Source organism: Actinosynnema sp. NPDC004786 (assembly GCF_053601135.1).
Genome location: NZ_JBSGBG010000081.1, coordinates 1 through 21,325 on the forward strand (window position 1 = coordinate 1; position 21,325 = coordinate 21,325).

General features: G+C 67.3%; 12 protein-coding genes. 4 read left to right on the forward strand and 8 right to left on the reverse strand.

Annotated features, from left to right (window positions below):
* The first annotated feature begins 367 nt into the window (after positions 1-367).
* Positions 368-3,700, forward strand: coding sequence for an AfsR/SARP family transcriptional regulator (locus tag ACWEFJ_RS38060; protein WP_449716765.1), 3,333 nt, complete (start codon positions 368-370; stop codon positions 3,698-3,700).
* Positions 3,701-4,021: 321 nt separating this feature from the next.
* Here ACWEFJ_RS38060 and ACWEFJ_RS38065 read toward each other — a convergent pair whose 3' ends face one another.
* The 5 genes from ACWEFJ_RS38065 to ACWEFJ_RS38085 all read right to left on the reverse strand — a co-directional run bounded on the left by ACWEFJ_RS38065 (position 4,022) and on the right by ACWEFJ_RS38085 (position 8,937).
* Positions 4,022-4,309, reverse strand: coding sequence for a hypothetical protein (locus tag ACWEFJ_RS38065; protein ID WP_449716766.1), 288 nt, complete (start codon positions 4,307-4,309; stop codon positions 4,022-4,024).
* On the reverse strand, positions 4,306-4,509 hold the full coding sequence (locus ACWEFJ_RS38070) for a hypothetical protein (RefSeq protein ID WP_449716767.1): 204 nt from the start codon (positions 4,507-4,509) through the stop codon (positions 4,306-4,308). The genes ACWEFJ_RS38065 and ACWEFJ_RS38070 overlap by 4 nt, the downstream gene beginning before the upstream one ends.
* Positions 4,510-4,633: 124 nt before the next feature.
* Positions 4,634-5,107, reverse strand: coding sequence for an ASCH domain-containing protein (locus ACWEFJ_RS38075; RefSeq protein WP_449716768.1), 474 nt, complete (start codon positions 5,105-5,107; stop codon positions 4,634-4,636).
* A gap of 68 nt (positions 5,108-5,175) precedes the next feature.
* The gene (locus tag ACWEFJ_RS38080) at positions 5,176-7,236 is read right to left on the reverse strand and encodes a GNAT family N-acetyltransferase (RefSeq protein WP_449716769.1); all 2,061 of its coding nucleotides are present in this window, start codon (positions 7,234-7,236) and stop codon (positions 5,176-5,178) included.
* Between the two features lie 609 nt (positions 7,237-7,845).
* Positions 7,846-8,937, reverse strand: a complete 1,092-nt coding sequence (locus ACWEFJ_RS38085) for a hypothetical protein (RefSeq protein ID WP_449716770.1) — start codon at positions 8,935-8,937, stop codon at positions 7,846-7,848.
* A gap of 277 nt (positions 8,938-9,214) precedes the next feature.
* On the opposite strand from ACWEFJ_RS38085, the gene ACWEFJ_RS38090 reads away from it, so the two are divergent.
* Entirely contained in the window at positions 9,215-10,051 is an 837-nt protein-coding gene (locus tag ACWEFJ_RS38090) for a hypothetical protein (RefSeq protein ID WP_449716771.1), read from the forward strand.
* Entirely contained in the window at positions 9,975-10,376 is a 402-nt protein-coding gene (locus ACWEFJ_RS38095) for a substrate-binding domain-containing protein (RefSeq protein ID WP_449716772.1), read from the forward strand. Before ACWEFJ_RS38090 ends, ACWEFJ_RS38095 begins: the two co-directional genes overlap by 77 nt.
* Before the next feature lie 313 nt (positions 10,377-10,689).
* Here the strand turns inward: ACWEFJ_RS38095 and ACWEFJ_RS38100 are convergent, their stop codons facing one another.
* Entirely contained in the window at positions 10,690-11,649 is a 960-nt protein-coding gene (locus tag ACWEFJ_RS38100) for a site-specific integrase (protein WP_449716773.1), read from the reverse strand.
* Between the two features lie 945 nt (positions 11,650-12,594).
* Here ACWEFJ_RS38100 and ACWEFJ_RS38105 point away from each other — a divergent pair.
* Positions 12,595-19,329, forward strand: a complete 6,735-nt coding sequence (locus ACWEFJ_RS38105) for an Imm1 family immunity protein (RefSeq protein ID WP_449716774.1) — start codon at positions 12,595-12,597, stop codon at positions 19,327-19,329.
* A gap of 642 nt (positions 19,330-19,971) precedes the next feature.
* Here ACWEFJ_RS38105 and ACWEFJ_RS38110 read toward each other — a convergent pair.
* Together ACWEFJ_RS38110 and ACWEFJ_RS38115 are read right to left on the reverse strand one after the other, a co-directional pair.
* Entirely contained in the window at positions 19,972-20,256 is a 285-nt protein-coding gene (locus ACWEFJ_RS38110; RefSeq protein WP_449716775.1) for an integrase core domain-containing protein, read from the reverse strand.
* Entirely contained in the window at positions 20,253-20,612 is a 360-nt protein-coding gene (locus ACWEFJ_RS38115) for a hypothetical protein (protein ID WP_449716776.1), read from the reverse strand. The genes ACWEFJ_RS38110 and ACWEFJ_RS38115 overlap by 4 nt, the downstream gene beginning before the upstream one ends.
* Positions 20,613-21,325: the final 713 nt, after the last annotated feature.

Here is a 21,325-nt window from a genome sequence, read left to right on the forward strand (position 1 = left end):
GTCGTCAGGGGCTGGCGGGTGGTGGCCGTTGGCGCTCATCGCGGTTCGCCTCCGTTCCGTCCCCCCACGGGTCGGGAGGACGGGGCAAGCATCTCCGGTGGGACCGGACAGGAACCGGGACGAAAACCCGGACAACGGTCCGACACCGTGTCCGCCGATCGGGTGAAACCGTTGTCCGGTTCACCGATCGGGTGGGACGTGACACGACCGGCGCAATGTCTCCCGTGCCGAACCCACCCGCCGTCAGCACGACGACCACCGGTCGGGTGTACCGGTGGTTCGGCCGTGTGGACGAGGACGCCGTGGACTTCTCGGACGCGGACATGCCGGCACACTGCGTCCCGACAGCGCCTACAGGGGGCCAGAGGTGGAGATCCGACTACTGGGCAACGTCGAGATCGGCAACCACGAGCGCGTGTTCCACCTGTCCAGGCACGGTGAACGGTGCGTGCTGGCCGTCCTCGCGCTCGACCTGGGCCGACCGGTCACGAAGACGACCCTGGCCGAACGCATCTGGGACGACAACGAGGCGCGCGACCGCAAGCAGGACACGCTCCCCACCTACGTCAGCCATGTCCGGACCGCCCTGATCGCGGCGGGCGCGCCGAAGAACTGCCTGCGCGCGGACCGCGCCGCCCGCGGCTACGTGCTCGACGTGGACCCGGACGTGATCGACTACCACCGATTCGCCGCCGAAACCCGGGCCGCCCGCGACCACACCGACCACGACCGACTGCGGCGCGCGCTGGACCTGTGGCGCGGACCGGCACTGTCCGGTCTGGAGAGTCACTGGGCCGACATCCGCCGCCAGCACCTCGACATCGAATACCGCCGCGCCCTGGAAACCCTGCTCACCACCTACCTGGAGACCGAGCGCCACGACGAGATGCTGCGGATTCTGCCGTGGCTGGACCAGCGGACGACACCGGACGAGCGGCTGGTGATGCTGGGCGCCGAAGCCTTCGCCCGCACGGGCCGTCACACCGAGATCCACGCGTGGGCCACCGGCATGGAACGGCGGATGCGCGAGATCCACGACACCGGCCTCTCCGACCGGGCCGCGGCCCGGCTGCGCCGCCTGATCGCCGACCCGACCGGCCCGACACCCGCCGAGCCGGACCCGACCCCGACCGGGCCGCCGTCGGCGATGTTCAGCCTGCGCCGGGACATCCCCGACTTCACCGGCCGCGACGACGAGCTGCGGGCCCTGCTCGACGCGGTCGAGGCCGCCGCGGACGGCCCCACGCGGGCGATCGCAATCCACGCCGTGGACGGGATGCCCGGAGTGGGCAAGACCGCGTTCAGCGTCCACGCCGCACACCGGGTCGCCCACCGCTTCCCCGACGGCAACCTGTTCCTCGACCTGCACGGCCACGACCCCCTCCGTGCACCCCGCACCCCGCTCGACGCGCTCGACTCGTTGTTGACGGCCACCGGCATCGACCCGAAACTCATCCCACGCGACCTCGACGACCGGGCCGGCCTGTGGCGCACCCGCGTCGCGGGCAAGAAAATCCTGCTGATCCTCGACGACGCCGCCACCCACGACCAGGTTCGCCCCCTGCTGCCCGGCACACCGGACAGCCTGGTCCTGATCACCAGCCGCACCCGGCTCGCCGCCCTCGACGGCGTCCGGCCGCTCACCCTGGATACCCTGCCCTCCGACGACGCCGTCCGGATGCTGCTCGCCCTGGCCGGCCGCCGCGCCGACGACGAGGATCCCGTCGAGCTGCGCCGACTGGTCGAGCTGTGCGGACACCTGCCCCTGGCCATCGCGCTGATCGCGGGACAGCTACGCAGCCACCGCACCCACACCGCACGCCACACCGCCGATCGGCTCGCCCGCACCCACGACCGGTTGGCCGACCTGCACTCCGGCGACCGGTCCGTACGCGCCGCGTTCGACACCTCCTACCGCGACCTGCCCGACGACCAGCGGGAGCTGTTCCGCCTCTTGGGCGTCCACAACGGACCCGACATCGACATCCACGCCGCCGCCGCACTGCACGACACCACACCCGACCAGGCCCGCCACCACCTGGAAGCCCTGCACACCGCGCACCTGATCCAGGAAACCAGCCCCGGCCGCTACCGACTTCACGACCTGCTGCGCGTCTACGCCCACACCCACGCTGCCGACCTCGACCCCCAACACCGCCACGACGCCACCACCCGCGTCCTGGACCACTACCTGCACACCACCCACACCGCCGCCCAACACCTCCCCGTCTACCGCACGCCCGTCACCCCGATCACCCCGACCACACCCAGACACCCCCACCCGATCACCGACGCCGAGCAGGCACGAGCCTGGCTCACCACCGAACTGCCCACCCTCGCCGCCGCCATCCACCACGCCGCACACCACACCCACCCCACTCACGCCATCAACCTCACCACCACCCTCGACGCCTTCCTCTACACCCACGGCCACTGGGAACAAGCCCACACCCTCCACCAAACCGCACTCCACGCCGCCATCCAGACCGGCGACCGGCGCGGCCAGGCCAACGCCCTTAACAGTCTCGGCACCGTTCAACGCGTGCGGGGTGAGTATGGGGTGGCGGAGGCGACGTCGTCCCGTGCGTTGGATCTGTTCACGGACTTGGGTGATCGGCGCGGCCAGGCCACCGCCCTCCACAGTCTCGGCCACGTGCAGCATGCGCGGGGTGAGTATGGGGTGGCGGAGGCGACGTCGTCCCGTGCGTTGGATCTGTTCACGGACCTGGGTGATCGGCGCGGCCAGGCCACCGCCCTCGACAGTCTCGGCATCGTGCAGTCCATGCGGGGTGAGTATGGGGTGGCGGAGGCGACGTCGTCCCGTGCGCTGGACCTGTACACGGACCTGGGTGATCGGCGCGGCCAGGCCACCGCCCTCCACAGTCTCGGCCACGTGCAGTTCATGCGGGGTGAGTATGGGGTGGCGGAGGCGACGTCGTCCCGTGCGTTGGATCTGTTCACGGACCTGGGTGATCGGCGCGGCCAGGCCACCGCCCTCCACAGTCTCGGCACCGTTCAACGCGTGCGGGGTGAGTATGGGGTGGCGGAGGCGACGTTGACCCGTGCGTTGGATCTGTTCACGGACCTGGGTGATCGGCGCGGCCAGGCCACCGCCCTCCACAGTCTCGGCACCGTTCAACGCGTGCGGGGTGAGTATGGGGTGGCGGAGGCGACGTTGACCCGTGCGCTGGACCTGTTCACAGACCTGGACAACCGACACGGCCAGGCCAACGGCCATCTGAATCTCGGAATCACCCACCGCCTGCAAGGCGCTCACGAGCCCGCGACCACGAACCTCACGAAGGCCCTCGCCCTGTTCAGTGAGGTCGGCGACCCTGATGGGGAAGCCGAGACCCACAACGCCCTGGGCGAGCTCGCGCTCGCTCACCCCGACACCGGCGACCCCCACACCCACTTCACCACCGCCCTCACCCTCGCCCGCGACACCGGCTCCCGACTCCACGAAGCCAACGCCCTGGCAGGACAAGGACGATGCCTCCAGCACACTGACCCGGCACGCGCCATCACCTTGCTCCACCAAGCCCTTACCATCCACCGGGAACTCGACATCCCCGAGGCGACCCGAACTGCCGAACTTTTAGACACCCTGCAACGCGACCACCCGACCACCCCCGAGCCACCCCAGGGTCCTGCGGCACTCCACGACCTGCCCGATGGCCGACCTCCCAGCCACTTGTAAGCGGCCGACACCTGGTCAAACTCTGCACTGCCTAGGTCGATCGCCGTCGAGGGTGAAGTCCGTGCCGAGTAATTCAGCCTGTGCGGCGACACCGGGAGTCCGCACGGGCTGGCGCCAAACCGGCAGCTCGCCGAGCCCGCCTCGCGCCGAACTTCGAGATGGAACGCCACGAGGTGGGGACGCGCCCACGCCGCCCGCCCCCCGGCCGTTACTCGGGTGCGGATAGCTCAAACAATGACTCCACCACCAGGCTGCCGGTATGAAACCGCTGGTCAGCCCCGTTCCCATCCTTTGGTGCTCCTGCCGGGGACACTCAAATCATCAAGCATTTCCGCAGGTCAGGTTGTGCCTCGAGCCGGGCTCGACATCGGAGACCCACAGCGGGAACCCGTCGGGTGCCGTCACGGCCTGGATGTTGCCACCGGGTGTGCGGGCCTTGCCGGAGTACCAGGCGTCGATCCGTTCACCCTTGATGCTGGTGGTCTTCTCGCCGAGGCGGTCGGTGGTGAACAACTCGCCGTCCAGCACGACATGGGAGGCGCCGTCCTCTTTCGCCCGGCGCAGGGCGTCGTGCAGGTCTGGTGCCTGCCCCGCCACCATGTCGATCACCTCGGCAGGTAGCGGTAGCCGGTGGCACGGGAGATGCCGTGATCATGTGCGAGCGCGGGCACATCGCGGCTCTCGCGGAACCAGCGCAGGGCGAACACCGCCTGCTGGAAACAGGTCAGCGCCCTGCTACGGCGAGGGGTCGCCTTGCCGACCGTATTGGCGCTCTCCACCGGTCTGCAGCCGGTGTGGTGGACGCCCATCGACTCTTGGCTTGCTTACCCTGCAATTCATCTGCGCGCTCAACCAACAGGCGCGCTCGACGCGGTCGTGTCGTCCTACATCCCGACCTTGTGGGCTTCAGATCATGCTGGGCACTTGCTCGTATCAGTTTGAGCCAGCCAGGGCGAGTTCCGTGAGAGGGGAGGGGTCAGTGGGGGCGATGTACCGGTAGCTCTGGGGCGGCTGGAACGCGGCATGCGTCCGCAACCAGCTGAGCGTCAAGGGTTCCGGCAGTGCCCGAGGAGCGGCGATGGCGAGGGCGGTGGCCTGTTCGGCACCGGTCAAGTAGTCGGTGAATTCCGCTCGGGACAGGCCCAGCGTGCCGCGGTACCGGCGCCAGATGGCCGCCGGGCTGGCGGTATCCCGGTCTGCCAGGGTCGCTACGCCCACCACGGCCATGACGGGGGAGCTGGCGTAGAGGACGAGAAGCGTGCCGGGTGGTGCGGATACGCGGGTCCGTCGCAGTTCGACGGTCTTCGTGCCGTCGAGGATCGCCTGGGCGAATCTGGGGCGAAGCGACAGCAGCAGTGGGCGTGGGGCGGGCAGGTGCTCGCCTTCGGGTGCTGGTGTCGCGATCATGGCTCGGACCTTATCTGCGAGCGCGGGCGAACACACGTTCGACGCGACGCGTTTTGGTGTGACCGGGGTTACGCAGTGCCGGTCTGGTACAGGGCGGCGAACAGTTCCGGCTTGACGGGTTGAGGTCCGTAGAACGCCTTCGGCCCGCCGTGCTGCTCTCTGAGCTGGTTGTACGTGCTGGTGGAGATCGGCCTGTCGAATAGCTCGGTATCGGAGAACCGTACGGCTTGCATGGTCGGTCTGCCGTTGGCGAGCTTCTCCAGAAGCGGCAGGTCGAGCACGCCGTAGTGCTTGAGAGCCGCGTGCAGCCGTGCCGGCGTGTCGACGTCGATGGCGTCCAGGAAGGACGTGCCGATGATCTCCGCCGAGGTGTGGCGCCCTTGACTGACTCGCCACAGGACCCTGGCAGGCGCGGTCAACCTGGCATCGTCAGCTCGGTAGTAGACCTGCTCACGGCCCAGGGACAGTTCGATGGGGCGGGTCGTGAGCTGGATCGGGTAGCCGAGCAGGTCGCCGCTCCATCTGGCCTGGATGGGGATGACGTAGTGCGGTAGCGCGCTGTCGGTGAGTTTGGCCGGCCAGAGTGACCGCTCGATCTCGGCGGCCGTGTGAGAGGGAAGACCGGGGCGCAGCAGTGGTCCCCGCCCGACGTTGACGAGGTGACGTGCCTCGTTGGCGGCGTGGCCGATGTCGTGGCTGCTCCCGCATACCGGAACGACCCACGCGTACCGGTGGTCACCGTGGTGGTGGAACGGGTCGGATGCCATCGCGCGGGTGAGGACGCCGCCCACGTGCCGGTCGGAGATGTCGATGACACGTGCGCCGTGCTCCCGCGCGTCGCGGCGTAACAACCAGAGGAGCTGGCGGGCGATCGTGTCGGACAACTGGTGCCCGGCCGTCCGCAGCAGCGGTACCCGCAAGACCTGATCGTCGAGGTGCGCGGCGTAGCAGGCGATCGCGGGCTCGTCGCCCGTGCGGATCAGCCAGCGCGGCACTTCCTCCCGTGCGAGTCTGCGCAGTAGGTCGCGTAGTTCGCCGCGGGTCTCACCCGACGTCCTGCCCAGGAACTCCAACAGGCGGGGCTCGTCGTCCGCGCCGGCTCGCACCTGGTCGTAGGCACTGCCTTGAAGCCGTGCGGGCTGGTAGGCCCACGCCCGTGCGACCTCGTCCAAGTGGGTGACAAGGTGATCCGGGTCCAGGACGTGGAAGGAAGCCAAGGCGGGCACCGTCCGCTGGAGGCTCTCGAACCGCTTGCGAAGCCCGTCGTCCCAGGTCAACAGGACACCGATACCGGAGGCGACCGCCTCCGCGATCTGCCACAGGTCTCCCTCGTCCTGGGGCGACAGCGCCCGTCCGGCACCGGTCGATGCCCGGACCAGTTGCGCGAACACCTCCTCGGCTTCGCCTGCGGCCCCGGTCCGCCGCGTGTAGTGGTTCGCGGCCTGCTCGACAGGAGCCCGCTGGTCCTGGGGGCGGTGTGCCAGTTCCCGGTCGACGCCATTGGTCACGACCAGGCGAAGACGACCCTCCAGGTGGTCGGCGACCAGGACCTGGGACCGCTGCGCGCCGGGGATGTCCGCCCGTGTGTGCAGGTCCATGAGGATGTTCAGGTCGAGAGCCGCTTCCAGCAGATCCGGCTCGTCTGCCAGCAGCTCGGGTTCGGTGAGGAAGCTGAACAGGTCCTCATGGCCGTGGTCCAGCCACCACACCGTCATCGGGCTGCGGTCCTTGCCGCGGCCGACGGCGGGACCGCGTGCGTGGAAGCCCAACGCCTCCCACATGGGGTTGAGCCCGTAGTCGTCACGGCACTTGGCCCGTATACCCAGCCGTGATGAATGCCTGGACCGGATCTCGGCCACCAACGCGCTGGCCACACCCGAACCGCGTGCCTCGGAGGCCACGCACAGGTGCGACAGCATGACCTGGTTGTTGCGGGGCAGCCGGAACAGGGCGTAGCCCACGGGCCGACCGTCGATCTTCGCGGCCATCAGGCTGCCTCGGTACGCGGCCTCCCGGAACGCGCCCGCCGGCATCATCCCCAGGGTTCGGCTGTACCGCTTGCCTAACTTGATGAGCTCATCGACCACCGGATCACCCGGCCGTACCTCGTCAACCTCGAGCGCGCCCATAGAGCGGGCACTTTACTGGTCATCGCGCCGAGACCGAGGTGGTATCCGACGACGATCCACCCCGTCGCCTGTCGTATGCGCGTCGGCCCTGGTCACGAAGTGAGGCGACCAGGGCCGACGCATGGAACGGTCAGCCGACGGCAGAGCCCGGAGGTAACGACAGCACGTCAACGAAGGCGTATCCGGGTGAGACGGACCCTTGAATGCGCCCTGAACAGCGAGAACGGCTGGTAATCACACCCGGTAGGTATCTTCGAGTACCAGCCGCTCAGCCGTTGATGTTGCCCATGTTCTGTGTGCCCCCGGCAAGACACGAACCTGCGCGCCAGCCATGTCCTGGGACGAGGTCTCAAGATCACGGGTTGAAGAACGCGGCGCGGCCCGCTGTATCGAGGGACACCGAATAAGAAACACCAGGTCACCGGGCCGTCGGGTCGGTGTGAATGCTGTAGGAGCCGCACCGGGGGATCGAACGCACACCGCGCCGGCCCCGGGCCTCGCCGCCGAGCACTTGATTCGCCGTCAAGTGCTCACCTGGACGGCGGATTTGGGAAAGTGGACTCGAACGCGCGTCGATCCGATCCCGTTTCTTTCCCGAAATCCGCTTATCTAGTCGTCCTGTGGGATGCCGGGCCGATCGACCAGGTACACGGTGTCGCCGGTGTTCAGCGGTGCGCCTTCAGGGCCTTTGACGTGAGGATTGATCCAGATGGGTCGGCGTTGGCTCCGGCCGGGGCCGTGGGCTTGTTGGCGCCAGTGGCCGCGGACCATCCACCGCACGGTGTAGGCCCCGGCGTTACGGCCTCCAGCATCGGTACCGGGGGTGTGCGGATGGGTGGGGTGGGCGCGGAGCCTGACGATCTTGATCGGATCGGTGCGGTGTCCCTCTCGGTCGGCGCGGCGTTGTTGACGGCGCGACAGGGGTTTCTCCTGGACGTCGGTTATGCCGGGCTGGGTCATCAACAGCCATGCCGCGCGCAGGGTCTGTATCCAGGAGGCGGTGGACGAGTCGCCCTCCGGTCGCTGTTCATGGGCTGTGGTGAGGGTGTCTTGGATGTGGTTGTGGGTGACCACGGTGATTCCGTCGGTTCCGTCGTAGGGCATCCATGCCTCGTTGTCCCACGCCATCGCGCCTCGCGACGCCCACATCCGCCGCTCGGCTTCGGCACGGTGGAGGCCTTGCTGCCGCATCAGGCTTCCGGCGAGGCGCGAGTGGTTGATGGGGCTCCAGAAGGTTACCCAGATGCCGTCGCGGCCGGTTCTCATCTCGGTTGGCCCCCACGAGCATGCCACGATGTGGGTGCGTTGGCGCTGTCCGCCGGGGAGGGGGCTGTGGTAGTCGCCGATCGAGGAGGAGAACTGCACGAACCCGGCCGGGCAGGGCACGTCTTCGGGCTTCAGCCGGAAGTCGGGTAGACCTGCTCCGGCCACGCGTGCCAGCTCGGTCATCTCCTCGGTGACCAGGAACAGTCGAGCGGCCTGGAGACGGCGGTATTCCTCGTTCAGCAGGATGGCCGCAGCGCGTTCAGGTGGACCGGGCGGCACGATAGCTCCTCGACCCATCTTCAACGCTTCGGTGGTGATCTGCAGCTCGAACGGGTTACGCATCTGTCCGGCCAGTTCCTCGCGCAATTCCGGGAGGTCGTGCGCGACGGGCGGCGTCCAGAAGCCAGCGAGATCGTCATCAACGATGTCGGTCACGGTTCCAGCATCCACCCCCTGCCGGGAGAGCGGTACAAGCCAAACGGGGTATGTGTTTCCGGCAACTGGCTACATGTTGGCCGCTTCGATTGCGGAGTGCACGGGTGCGAAGGTGTGCCTATCGGAGATGTGATCCGTGCAGGTCAGGTGATGTGGCAGGCTTATGTAGTCCGCTCGACGAGGACGGGCGAATTTTGATGAGGCCGCAATAGTGCGTAATCGGGGTTGGAGTGGTCGGCTATGTCTTGCGGTCACGGGTGGTGTGGGGGAGTGCTTCATGCGCGAGAGCTCGCGAGGGACCGGTGCTGAAGTCGGTCAGCGCGGATATGCGTCCTCCGCTGGTGTGGTTGTGCAGGTGGGCCGCGACGTGGTGGTCACTGTCGATCATCGCGTCCACCATCGCGGTGTGCTTGCCCTGCCTGTACGTGTCTTGCTGATGTTGCTGGTCTGCGGGGCGGGAGTCGTGCTCGTCCTGCATGGTGGGGTGTTCGTGTGGGCTGCTCCCGGCGCGGTGGTGCTGGTGGCCCTCTTCTCGTTGTGGCCTGTGAGGCGCGGAACTCCCACTGGTCGGGTCTTCCTCGTGATGTCGATGTTCACGCAGAAGTACTGGGTGTTGGACTTCCTGCGGCGCCTGCACCGCTCACTGGACCGCAAGGGCCTGGACTTGGTGCTGAAGGTGCCCGACCGGGATCATGACGCCGCGGCCCTGGCCCATGACCTGCGCAGGGTGTTGACCGCCCGGAGCGGTTACGTCGGTGGGGTCGTCTGGCCGACCGAGTTGAGCCGGTCGCGTCCCGACTTCCTGGAGTTCTGCGCGGAAGTGGCGCTGCCGGTGGTGTTCACCGACATGGAACCGTTCGAGGACGAGAGCGATTACCCGGACAACACCGCTTTCGTGGGATACCGCGCCGAGGACCTGGGTGAGGAGGCTGGGCGTTGGCTGGTCGGGGCACCTGCGTCGGTGTGGTGTGCGGAGTCCGCGCGTCCTCATCGTGGCCAGTCACGAGCACCCGGACCGGCAGAACCGCTGTGCGGACGTGTTGCGGTCGGAGTTCGACGGCATCTCGATAGCCGTCGACGACACGTGCGACTTCCGCCGCGCACGGGCTCATGACGCGGTACAGGCCCACATCCGGTCGTCCGGGAAGCCGCTTGACGCCGTGTTCTGCACCAGCGACGACATGGCACTGGGCGCCGTCGACGCGATCCGCGCCAACGCCTCGCCCAGCACGAGCGACACCGTGGTGGTCGGCATCGACGGAATCCCCGAGGTCCTGAACCTGATCACCTCGGCTACGAGCCCCTTGCGGGCCAAGGCGGTCCAGGACACGCACCGGCTCGCCGAGTGCGCTGTCGAAGTGCTCCAGAAGATGCTCGAACGGCGACGAACAGCGAGCGCACCATCCTCAAACCCGAGATGTTCCACGCGCCCTGGATAACCGAGATCGCTTGATGCGCGCACAGGCGTTCGACGCCCGCTGCGGGTGGACACATGCCCGTCATGGGAGGAAATTGGGAGAAGTCAAGGTGGGACAACAGGATCGAGCTGCGCTCAAGTGCATCCAACTGCACTGTCGCGACCTGCCGATTCGACGTTTCCGCAGGTCAGGACATGATCCGACTGGGGGTCAAGGGGTCGCAGGTTCAAATCCTGTCGTCCCGACGGCCATGACCAGCGGGTTTGCCTTTCGAGACAAGCCCGCTGGTGTCGTTTTCGGCTGTTGTGGTCGCACTGTGGTCGCGTCCTGCGGGTCAGGCGGCGTCGGCTTCGTTGAGGGCGTGGGCGATGACGTCGACGGCGTCGTGGGCGACGTGGCGTAGCAGGTGGCCGTAGACCTCGGTGGTGGTGGACAGGGTCGAGTGGCGCATCGCGCGGGAGATCACGGCGAGCGGCACGTTCGAGTTGAGCATGGTGGTGGCGGCGAAGTGCCGTAGGTCGTGCACGCGGATCCTGGGCAGTCCGGCCGCGTCGGCAAGTTGGTGGAAGTGGTGGAGTACGTATTCGGGTCGTAGTGACTTGCCGTCGGGTCGGTGGAAAACCAGGTCGTCGCCGGGTTGGCGGAGCCGTTGGTGGCGCAGGGCGGTGGCGACGCGGTCGGACAGGCCGATCCAGGTGCGGCTGCTCTTGGTCTTCGGGGCGGTGAGGACTGGTGTGCTGTTGTTGATGTTGGACAGGGTGTAGCGGATGAACGCCACGTGGTCGTCGAGGCTGATGTCGCTCCAGTGGAGGGCAAGTGCCTCGCCTTTGCGCAGTCCGGTGCCGATGATGAGCTCGAACAGGTCGGTGAGTGGGTCGTTGTGGTCGTGGCAGTAGCGCAGGAACCGTGCTGCCTCGTTTGGTGACCAGCAGGTGGGTTCGTACTTCGGTGGCCGCGGTACGAGGGCGTAGCGGGCTGGGTTGTGTGCCAGTCGTCGTTGTCGGACGGCGTCGGTCAGGGCGCTGGACAGGGTGGCGACGCAGCGCCGCAGGGTGACCGGGCCGCGGCCGCAGGCCAGTTGGTGGTGGATGAACAGCGCGATGTGCTGGTGGTTGAGTGCGTCCAGCCGTACAGCGCCGAGCGCGGGAACGAGGTCCTTGCAGATGTAGTCGTGGTAGCGAGCCGTGGTCGTTGGCTTGAGCGCCGATGCCTTGTCGTGCAGCCAGCTGGTCAGGTAGTCGGCGACGGTCTGCTTGTCGTCGGTGACGATGCCGGTCCGCTCGTACTCCAGCACCTTGCCCAACGCCGCCTGAGCCGCTGTCCTGGTGGCGAAGCCACTGCGCCGCATCGTCCGCCGGCACCCGTCCAATGACGGCAGGTCGACCGCGAACGCCCACCGCCCGTGCCTACCGCCCGCCAATTCGGGGCACCGCGCACCGAGTTGCCTGCCCGCGCCGTCCCGGCAGCCGCACCGTCGGTACACGCGTCCGCGTTGAGAGTTGCTCATCATGACCTTCTCTCGTGTTCCACATCCGGTTTTGGAGGCGAAACACGAGCGTGCGCCGCGTGCGACCACACCGCGACCACCGGCGACGTCACCGCAGGTCTGACTCACAGCACTTGTCGACACGACACCACATGGGCTTCATGATCAGGGCCCGTCACTGTCGTTCGTCGCACCGCTTGCACTTGCTTGCCGCTGGTTCGGTGCAAGCCGGGGTCGTTTCCGGTGATGATCAGTCTGCTGTCGGGGCGCGTGGTGGGACTGCTGGAGTCGTGCCCGAATTCTGCGGACTACAACCGTTCTCAAGGGCTCGCGAGCTGTTGTGGCAGGTCGTGGGGCCTTTATCGATTGCGCTGGCGATTCCTGGTCAAGGTGACTGAATGTCGCGGATTCACTCGGTCGGTCGTGTCTTTGGTTGCCGGTTTTCCGCTTCAATGGCACGGCACCGTCGTCTCGGCGGTGGGTTGATCACTTTGGCATCCGGGGGGATGTTCATGCTGTTCGGTGGGGAATTTCTGACGTTGTAGTCACTGGGTTCGTGTGGGCGATAACGGCTCGTCCGGGTGGCTCCAGGTCTTCGTTCCTGTGGTCGCGTTCTGACATGTATCGGCTGATTCCGCGTGCCGTGTCGGTTTCGGCCAGCTCCCTCATGTCCGGTTTTGTGCTGCGCATGATTCGCGTGTCGATTCGAATTTGGGATATGGGGGAGCGGTGACGGAACCAGGGGCGAGTCGGATGAGCCGGATTCGCTGGTTGGCATCGGTGTGCGTATTGCTGGTGGCGGCGAGCCTGCTGCAGCCGGTGACGTGGGCGCGTGCGGTGGCGGGTGAGGTGCCGGGGGTGACGGCGGGGGCGGGGCCGGTGGACAGGCCTGCGCCGGAGTCCGCACGTCCGGACGAGGCGGTTCCGCCGGAGAAGTGGCCGCCGGTCGTGCCGACAGGTGTCAAGGCCGGTGGTGAGCCGGTGCGCCTGTCCGCTCAGGACTGGGAGCGTGTGCCCAAGCCGGGCCAGGCCGCGGCGGAGAACGCCGAAGAGGTGTTCGCCGGCGTCCTCACACGCCCTGGGTTCGCGCTCGGTGACACCTCGCTGGTCGCCTACTTCGACGTGCACGAAGACGACCGGGCGTGGTCCGCGTGGCGTGCCCGGGTCTTCGAGACGACGACGGGCACCGAGCAGGCCTCCACGGTGTTGCCGCGGTCGGAGTTGCAGACCCCGTGTGGGGCGGTGCGGCAGTTCTGCCGCACGTTCGGCGGTCGTGAGGGTTGGGCGCTCGACCCGGGCAAGGAGTACTTCGTCACGCTGGCGGCCATCCTGGACGAGGGCGGCGAGCTGGTGTCCTCGCCGGGGCCGAACACGCGTCCCCGCACGACGGTCGAACCTCCGCCAATCCCGGTCGAGCAGACGTCCGGCTGTGGTTGCGGGTCGGCGTTGAGCACGACCTCCGCGCGGCAGGCGTTCCGCGGCGACGGTGTGAACACCGCCACTGGTGCGTTCACCCGCATCGAGCCCGATGTGGCGATGGCGTCGTTCGGCATCCCGTTCTCCTCCACCCGCGTGTACTCCTCGACGTTGGCCGCTCCGGGTCTTTTCGGTCCGGGGTGGGCGTGGTCGTACGGCATGCGCGTGACGCAGACCGACGAGGGCGCGATCGTGCTGGCCGACGACGGTGCGAGCGTGCTGTACCGGCTGGTCGACGGCGGTTACAAACGTCCGCCGGGTGTGCGTTCGACGTTGCGCAAGACCGACGCCGGCTGGGAACTGGTCACGGTGAGCCAGCTGGTGTACGGCTTCGACGCGCAGGGCCGCCTGGTGTTGATCCGCACGCCGCGCGGCGTGGGCGTGACGCTCGCATACGGCGAGCAGGAGATCACGATCACCGACCCGTCGGGCCGGGCGGTGCGTGCGCGCGTCGAGGGCGGCCTGATCCGCTCGATCACGCTGCCCGACCACCGCAAGGTCCAGTACGAGTACGACGCAGCCGGCCGGTTGGCGGTCTACAAGGACGCCCGCGCCGGCCAGTGGCGCTACGGCTACTCCGCCGAGGGCCGACTGGTCGAGGTGATGGACCCGCAGCCGCACCGGACCACGTTCGTCCGCAACGAGTACGACGCCGCCGGGCGGATGGCGCGCCAGCTCGACGCCCTCGGCAACGCCACCACGTTCGCCTGGAACGCGGGCGAGCAAGAGGCGACCACGACCGACGCGGACGGAGTGGTGGTCCGCGACGGTTACCGCGGCAACGTCCTGCTCTACACCAGGCGTGGCGCGGGTGACACCGACAACCACCGCTACGACGGCTCGCTCAACCGCAACCTGCTGGTCAACGGCAACCACAACCAGCACGAGTCGCAGCACGACGCCAACGGCAACCCGACCCAGCGCACCGCGCCGCAGGGCTTCGACGAGAAGACCAAGTACGACGAGCGCAACAACCCGATCGAGTTCGTCGACGCCAAGGGCAACGTCTGGAAGAACACCTACAACGAGTTCAACGAGCTGATCCGCAGCACCGACGCCGAGAACCACTCGATCAACCACACCTACGACGATCGCGGCCTGCGCACCACCACGACCGACCAGCGCGGCAAGGTCACCCGCTACGAGCACATCCCGGCCGGACAGCCCAACTCCGGGTTGCTCGCGGCGGTGATCTCACCGGAAGGGCGGCGCACGGAGGCCAGGTACGACGTCACCGGCCGCCGGATCGCCTCGACCGACCCGCGCGGGACGGTGCAAGGCGCCGATCGGCGTGCGTTCACCACCGAGTACCGCTTCGACGCGCAGGACCGCGTGGTCGAGGTGTCCGAGCCGGGCAAGCACCACCCGTGGCGCACCGACTACGACGAGGTCGGACGGGTCACCAGCACCGTCAACCCCGAGCACGTGAAGGTCGAGTACCACTACCTCGACAACGGTCGGCTCGAGAAGGTCACCGACCCGCGCAAGACCACCTCGATCACCTACACCAACGCCGGGCGCCGCGCCGGGGTGCGGATCGAGATGGGGCGCGACGAGCAGGACATCGTCACCGCCTACCGCTACAACGCCAAAGGCCTGCTGCACCAGACGATCTCACCTCGTGGCAACGTGGCGGGCGCGGTCGAGGCGGACTTCACCACCACCTACCGCTACGACGCCAACGACAACCTCGTACGGATCTCACGTCCGTACCCCGGCGGGCAGGTCGTCCACAAGGACATCAAGGTCGACGAACTGGACCGCACCACGTCCACAGTGGACGAATTCAACAAGCCGTCCACCTTCCAGCGGGACAATACCGGCCAGGTCACCGAAACCAAGGACACCCTGGGTCGCAGCCTGACCATGGGTTACGACCGCAACGGCCGCCAGACGTCGAACACCGACGCGGGGCGCAACACCACGAAGTCGACCTACGACGAGGCCGGCAACAAGATCCGCCAGGAGAACGCCACCGGCGGCGTCACCACGTGGACCTACAGCGACGACGGCCTCCTCGCCAGCGTCACCGAACCCCGCGGCAACGTCGAGGGCGCGGACCGCGAGCGGTTCACCACGCACTTCGAGTACGACCTGGCGGGCAACCGCACCAAGGTGATCGACCCGCTCGACCACACCACGGTCTCGGCCTACGACACGAACAACAGGCTCACCTCGGTCACCGACGCCAACGACCACACCACCCACTACCGGTACCGGGAGGACAACCAGATCGAGAGCGTCCACGCTCCCGACGCCCGGTACCACCCGCACGCGCCGCACAACGACGCCACCGTCTACAGCTACCACGCCGATGGCCTGCTCGCGGCGATCCGCGACCCCAACCACCACGTCCGCCGCATCGACTACGACCGGGCCGGACGTCCCACCAGCACCACCGACCCGCTCGGCCGCCGCGTCGAGGCCACCTACGACGTGGAGAACAACCTCGTCTCCGCCCTCACCCGGCACGAGCACGAGTGGCTCAGCGACGCCGAACGCGCCAAGCGCACCATCGTCGACACCTACGACATCATCGGCCGCCGCACCGATCGTGCCCTGGGTGACAGCGGACCGAAGTACACGTGGGGTTACGACGCCAAGGACCGCATCACCTCCTACGGCGACCCGCTCGGCGTGCGCAAGGTGTCCTACGACGACGAGGACCAGATCACCCGCGTGACCCGCGAGGAGGCGGCGGGCCGCAGCGAGACGTTCGACTACGACTACGACCTGCGCGGCAACATCACCGCCCGCGCCTACCCCGACGGTACCCGCGTCACCAGCGGCTACGACGCCGACAGCCGCCTGTCCGAGTTGACCGTGGTTGGCGGCAGCGCGGGTGCCGACGTGGCCACGTGGCGGTTCGGCTACGACGTGGCGGGCCGTCGCACCAGCACCACCCTGCCCCAGGGCACCGGTCTGGTGGAGCGGCGAACCTACGACGACGCCGGCCGCCTGACCGCTATCGGCACCGACCGCAACCCCGGCACCGGCCCTCCGGCCGACGTGCAGGACCCGGTCTCCGCCTACCAGCTCGACCTCGACCCGGTCGGCAACCCGATCAAGGTCACCACCACCCGCGGCGGAGTGTCGGAGGCCGTGGCCTACGCCTACGACCCGGCCGACCGCGTGACCTCCGCCTGCTACGCCGTCGCCAACTGCGACCAGCACGCGCAGGCCGCCGGACGTATCGACTACAGCTACGACCTGGTCGGCAACCGCCTCGCTCAGAAGCGCACCGGCACCGCGGGCAGCGACACCACCCGCTACGACTACGACGCGGCAGACCAGCTGCGCAAGCGCATCGTCACCCAGCACCGAGCCGACGCCGCCAACGCGCCCGACGGCGAGACGAACGGTTGGCCCAGCACGGTCACCGACTTCGACTACGACCTCAACGGCAACCAGACCAAGGCCGGCCGGGACACCTTCGCCTACAACCTCGACAACACCCTGGCCAGCGCCACCACCGGCGGGCGCACCACTGCGTTCGCCTACGACGCAACCGGCCTGCGCCTGACCGCCACCTCCGGCACCGGCCAAGCCGCTACCACCCAGCGCTGGACGTGGGACGTCAACGGCACGCTGCCGCAGATCGCCCTGGACACCACCAGCAACGCCGCCGGCGCCACCACCGAACGCCGGGGCTTCACCTACGGGCCGGACGACGAGCCGTTGGCCCTGCTCGACCCCGGCACCGGCGCCCACTCCTACACGCACGACTGGCTCGGCGGCGTAGCCAACATGCTCAGCCCCGACGGTGTGCCCGAAGCGGGCTACGACTACGACCCGTTCGGCAACCCCCGCGAAGGCGACACCCTCAAACCGGGTGACCCGTCCGGCCCGGCGAACCCGCTGAAGTACACCGGCGCCTACCAGGACTCGACCTCGGGCGAGGGCAACTACTACCTGCGTGCCCGCAACTACAACCCTGACACCGGCCGCTTCACCAGCACCGACCCCATGCCCCAACCCGGCCCGGCCATCTCCGCCTACGCCTACGCCGAGAACAACCCGCTCTCCTACACCGACCCCACCGGCGCCGTGGTCGACGCTGGCGGCGGCAGCGGCTCGCCCTCCGAGACCGGCGCCACCCAACCGACCGGCCCCAGCCCTGAGGACATCGCCAAGGCGCAGCAGATCCAAAGCAAGAGCCTGCTCGACGTCATCCTGGAGGCCGGCGGCCAGATCCTCATGGAGTTCCTGGGGATCAACGACATCATCAACTGCCTCAAGGGCGACATCGGCGCCTGCGTCTCCATGGTCATCGGCGCCCTGCCCTGGGGGAAGATCTTCAAGGCCAAGAAGATCGCCGAAGCCATCTTCCGCGCCGGCAAAGCCGTCGTCACCTTCTTCCAGGAGATCAAGTGGGCGCGCGCCATCATCCAAGGCGCGGAGAAGGCCGCCGAAGCAGCCAAGGCAGCCGCCGCAGCAGCAGCCAAAGCCGCCGCGGAGAAAGCCGCCAAAGCCCGCGCGGTAGCCGAAGATGCTGCCAAGAAGGCGGCGGCGAAGGCAGCCGAACGCGCCAAGGCCGTGGCAGCCAAGGCGAAGGCGGCCACGAAGAAGCCCAAGGACTGCCACAGCTTCCCTGCGGGAACCCGCATCCTGCTGAGCGACGGTACGACCAAGCCGATTGAGCAGGTGAAGCCGGGCGACGCCGTGCAGGCCACCGACCCCGGCGTCGGCAAGGTAGAACGGCGTCAGGTGACCCGATCCATCCGAACCGACCACGACAAGTCACACGTCGCTGTCACCGTCCGTGACGACAGCGGGCAGCACACCGTCAAGACCACCGACAACCATCCATTCTGGTCGGTCACCCGGAAGCGCTGGGTCGAAGCTGAGCACCTGAAGCCGGGTGAGCTTCTCCGCACGGCGGCAGGAACGCATGTCCAGATCAGCGCGGTCCGTGCCTACAGCGGAGCACAGCGCACCTATGACCTGACGGTTGATGGCGTCCACACGTACTACGTGCTGGCGGGGGCCGCGCCCCTTCTGGTTCACAACTGCGTCGGCAGTGTCGCCGACGGGCTTCCGACCCGCGCGAAGGGCGACCCCACGGTCGGACAGGTCGTGGACATCACGGACTCGGGTGTGTCCAAGGTCGGAGCCCCGTTCAGGAGTGGTCAATCTTCCTTCTCCGACGACATCAACGACTTCCTCATGGACTCACCGGATATCGCGAATCCCGCGAGTGGGCCACATGCGTCGACCACCCACGTAGAGACTAAGCTCGCTTGGCGTATGCGGCAGGCCGGCATAACGTCGCTGGATGTCGTGGTCAACCATTCGAGTGGACCGTGTGCAGGGAAGTTCTCGTGCTCGTCAGCGGTTCCGGCCATTCTTCCTCAAGGCTCGAGCTTAACGGTCTGGTTCAGGGATGCGGCAGGTAGTATGCAGAGCGTCATACTTCTGGCCGGGCAATGGTCGGATGATCAGGGGAAGTGGGATACCTTGTTCCTGAGAGTGTTCTTCAAAGGAAAGTGGCGCTACAGCGAGAACCCAAGAGAAACGTCACTCCTCGTCGTCGAGGTCATGGACAGCCTGCGAGGGGAGGAAGAGACAGTTGGTTCCTACTTCCCTGGTGAGGATGCATGGTTCTGCCTTGCTGAACGGCGAGGTGTCGACGCCGAGGCGACGGCGAGCAACCTGCGCGTGGCGGTCAACCGGCGTTCCGGATATGGCGCTCTGATCTGGTTCGTCGATCAGCAGTTCCCCAGGAAGGGAGGGGTTTACGGTTCCGTCTGGGTGTCGGACAACCCGGAACCGGTCGATTTCGACCCGCGTGTTGTATCGGATCCTGGATACCCGCTCTTCCACGACCGGTCCAGCGCTCTGCCTGTGTCCCAGGTCAAAGCGGCTGTGGAGGAATTCTGTGGTGCACTTTCGGGAGATCGACCCGAATGTGTCACCTGGGTTGCCGGTCAGATGAACGGCCAGCGCCTTGACCGGCCGCCCGTGGTGGATGTCGTCGAGGATCCGGAAATCGATTGGGACAGCATTCGTTGATCCATGCCTTTATCTTCAGCTTCTCGAGCTCCACGCGGCTTCGGCCTGTATGGACGGAGCTTTCAGCAGACACAGCGCAGACGCGGGTCGGTCGACCGCAGCACAACAACCTCATATCGCAGGACCAGTTCAATCCTGACGTGTATTGGAATCTGCGCCCCATCACGCTCGAGGGCTCATCCCGCGACCACCACGCTGGGCGGGCGGCCCGTCCGCCCCGCACCGGTTCCCGGTGGCCAGTAGCCGGAAGCAAAGCAGGCTAGGCTTCCAGGCAGCCTCGACATGAGCGAGGGTGTCAGTGGTCTGCGGCGGCTCGTGAAGCGCTCCTTGGGTACGGCGACGACGCAGGCGCGGTGCTGCCTGCGGGAGCACGGGTCACTTGATTCGTGTCGGGAGTGGACCTGAAGGAGCGAGTGGAGGGGAGTTCATTGTGCTGCAACGGGTTCTACTTGCGTCGAGCTGTGCTGAACTGACCTGTTGCAAAGGGTGCTGACGCTGTTCCGCAGGTCAGCTCATGATCGGGGCGACATGACAGCATCCGCTGGTTTCTGATGACATCGTTCGGGTCTTCCTCGTCGCGGGATGACGGCGTTACCGATGCGTGTGGGGTGCCAAAAGTCGGCCACGTGCTCTGACCTGCGGTTAAGCTGCTGCGGATTCGTAGTCGTTGATCAGGCCCCCGAGGACTGGTCGGCGACGTATCGACGTGCAGCTTGGCTCTGTGATCGGCCGGTCCGGTCGTGGTGGTGCGAGTTGTAGGGCTTGGTGTGGTCTTCGGTGGTTGTAGTGGGCCGCGTAGCGTTGCAGCACTGATCTCAGGTGACGTTCGTTGAGGATGAGTAGTCGGTCGGTGACTTCGCGCCTGACGGTCCCGACGAACCGTTCGGTGTAGGCGTTGGCTTGTGGACGCCGTGGTGGGCTCTTCACGACCTTGATGCCGGCGTCGGAGAGGACGCGGCCTCGAACGAGGTGGTGAACTGGCCGGCTCGGTCGCGGATGGGGAACCGGAAGTTGTCGGCCCGGTCGTCGAGGTCCATGAGCAGGTTGAGGGCTTGTTGGGTGGTCCAGGGCCGGTCAGGGTTGGTGGTGGTGCCGGGGATGTGGACGTAGCGGGTGGCGACTTCCATCACGAAGAGCACGTAGACCCGCTTGAGCGTCGGGGCGCAGTCGACGTGGAAGAAGTCGCAGGCCAGGATGCTGGTGGCCTGGGCCTGCAGGAACCGCCGGCAGGAGGTGTCGGCGTCGCGCTGGGGTGCGGGCGGTACCCGCAGGCGCTTGAGCACGCGGCGAACCGTTGAAGCGGCTGTCCGGTGGCCGAGCTTGAGCAGCTCGCCCTGGATTCGACGGTAGCCCCAGCGGCGCTTTCCCGCGCCATCCTCTCGATCAATGCCACGGTGGTGTCGTCGACCGGTGGGCGTCCGGTGCGGTTGGGGTAGGTCCATTTCTTGGCGACCAGGCGTCGGTGCCGGCGTAGGAGGGTGCCCGGTGTCACCAGCCGGTGCTCGCGCAGCAGTCGGGGGAGTCGGCGCACCAGTGCGGCGAGCACCGCGCGATCGGCCCACTCCAGCTGCGGGCGAGGGTTGGTCCGGCGCAGCAAGGCGACCTCGTGTCGTAGCACGGGCAGTTCGACGTCCTTGGCCGCGGAGGACCGGCCGAGGCGCACCAGCCAGTCACCGAGTCGGACGAAGATCAGATACAGCAGTCGTAACGCCACACCACACGATCATGCCCTGAAGACCCAGGGGCGTGATCGCCGCAGCTCAGCGTCCCAGTGCAAAGTTCTGGCACCCTACACGACGAGGTCGTCACCGTGCCCGCCGACCGGGTGCCGGACCTGCACGACGCACTACGACAAGCCATGAACGACGGACCGGCCCACGTCATCCTCGACGGGAAGGTCTTCTTAGTGATCAGTTCAGAATGAGTTTCCGTAGGCAGATGATCGAGCAGGCCAGGCTGAGGATGGCCTGGTGGACATCGGCTCGTCGTTCGGTCC